Below are 1,993 nucleotides of genomic sequence, written 5' to 3' on the forward strand. Positions count from 1 at the left end.
GCCAGCTGCGCGCCGACATCGCCGCCACCTGGCTCCTCAGCGGCGACACCACCGGGGATGTCCCGTCGCCGCGGGCGCAGGTCCTGGTCACCGTCCCGGTCCTGTCCCTGCTCGGTGTGACCGGGGAGCCGGCGGTCCTGGACGGGTACGGGCCGATCCCGCCCTCGATGGCCCGGCGCCTGGTCGCCGACGGCGCCGGGTCGTTCTACCGGGTCCTGACCGACCCGCGGGACGGGGCGCCGCTGGAAATCGGGCGGACCCGCTACCGGCTCACCAAAGCCCAGCGCCGGTGGCTGAGCCTGCGCGACGGGAAGTGCCCGTTCCCGGGCTGCAGCAACGCCTCGCTGGACAACGACGCGGACCATCTCCTGGCCTGGGCCGATGGAGGGACCACCGGGATCAGCAACCTCGGCCAGCCCTGCCCCAGACACCACAAACTCAAACACGGCTCCGCGTGGACACCTTCCGGGGCCAGCAAAGACAAACCACCCGGCTGGACCTCACCAACAGGCCGGTACTACCCCAGCGAACAACAGGACTGGGAACCACCCCACTGGCCCGACGGCCTCCTGGTCACAGGCGCGAACACGGATACAGTCACGTTCCCGGACATGGACGCGGGCACGCACTTGGATCCGGACGCGGGCACGGACCACGGCCCGCCCGCGGATCCCGGTTATTGCCCGGAGCCGCCGCCCGCCGGACCCTTCGGCCTGGACCCGGGCCCGGATCCCGACCAGGAACTGCCCGCGGACCCCTTCCCGGACTGGCACCTCTTCACGGCCGCACATCCATGGCCCGAACCAGACCCGGACGACCCGGTATATCCGAAGGACCTGGACTGGACAGAGCCACTCGACGACGCCTACCCCGAATACGTCGTGCCTCAAAGTGCCTGAGCGGCGCCTCATTGCGCGCCGTTTCAGCGCACGCCACGAATGCCCTAGCTCCCGGAGCCCCCGGCCGGAAGCGGCGGCAGCGCCTCCTGGTACAGCCACGGGTGCAGCAGGGCCTCAGAGTCGAGGCCTGTCGCGTGGTCGGCGGTGAGGATGAACTGCGGCGTTGAGACGGAGCCATGGCGGTTCTGGCCGGCCCAGTCATGCAGCAGCGAGAAGAATGCCAGGTCGCCGCAGCGCAGGCGGAGTGCGTGCAGCGCCAGGGCGCCGCGTTTGTAGACCCGGTCATCGAACATCAGCTCCGGCCCGGGGTCGCCCACGAGCAGGTCCTGCTTGCCGGCGTTGAGCTTCCGCCAGGCGTTGGCGGCCCGGCGGGCCACCGTCATAACACCGGCTTCTTCGGACCAGATCCATTCGGCGTAGCAGGCGAACCCTTCGTGCAGCCAGATGTCTTTCCAGGTGGCGGCCGTCAGCGAGTTCCCGAACCACTGGTGGGACAACTCGTGGGCGATGAGCCGCTGGGACTCCCAGTCCTCTTCCAGATGGTTCGGGCCGAAAATCGACAGGCTCTGCGCCTCCAGCGGGATCTCCAGCTCGTCCCCCGCCACCACGACGGTGTACTCGGCGAAAGGGTACGGGCCAAAGCAATCGATAAAGGTTCGCATCATGTCCGGCTGCCGCGCGAGCCCCTTGCGGGCCGTGTCCGCCAGCGCTGCCGGGACGGCCGCATACTGGGGCACCTGCGCGGCCGGCCGGACCGGATTGAGCGCCAGGAGCTCGTAGCGGCCGATCTGGACCGTGGCGAGGTACGTGGCCATCGGCTCTGACTGCTCGTAGACCCAGGTCTCGCGGCTGGACCGGCTGGTGCGCGCGATCAGGATCCCGTTGCAGACGGCCCGGTAGTTGGCGTCGGTGGTCACCGAGATCCGGTAGCTCGCCTTGTCGCTCGGGTGGTCGTTGCAGGGGAACCAGGACGGTGCGCCGTTCGGCTGGCCTGCCACGAGCACCCCGTCGGTGAGTTCCTCCCACCCCACTTCGCCCCACAGCCCGCGGCGGGGGGAGGGGCTGCCCTCATAGCGGATGTCCAGGGTGAATTC

At 69.5% G+C, this 1,993-nt stretch carries 2 protein-coding genes; one reads left to right on the forward strand and one right to left on the reverse strand.

Annotated features, from left to right (window positions below):
• Positions 1-899, forward strand: an 899-nt coding sequence (locus tag BJQ90_RS21150; protein WP_226762145.1) for an HNH endonuclease signature motif containing protein, incomplete at its 5' end; no start/stop codon positions are given.
• A 44-nt stretch (positions 900-943) separates the two neighbouring features.
• Here BJQ90_RS21150 and BJQ90_RS21155 read toward each other — a convergent pair.
• The coding region (locus BJQ90_RS21155; protein WP_226762146.1) for a M1 family metallopeptidase at positions 944-1,993 on the reverse strand (1,050 nt) is incomplete at its 5' end.

The sequence above is a fragment of the Arthrobacter sp. SO3 genome, assembly GCF_020532825.1.
GTDB lineage: Bacteria > Actinomycetota > Actinomycetes > Actinomycetales > Micrococcaceae > Arthrobacter.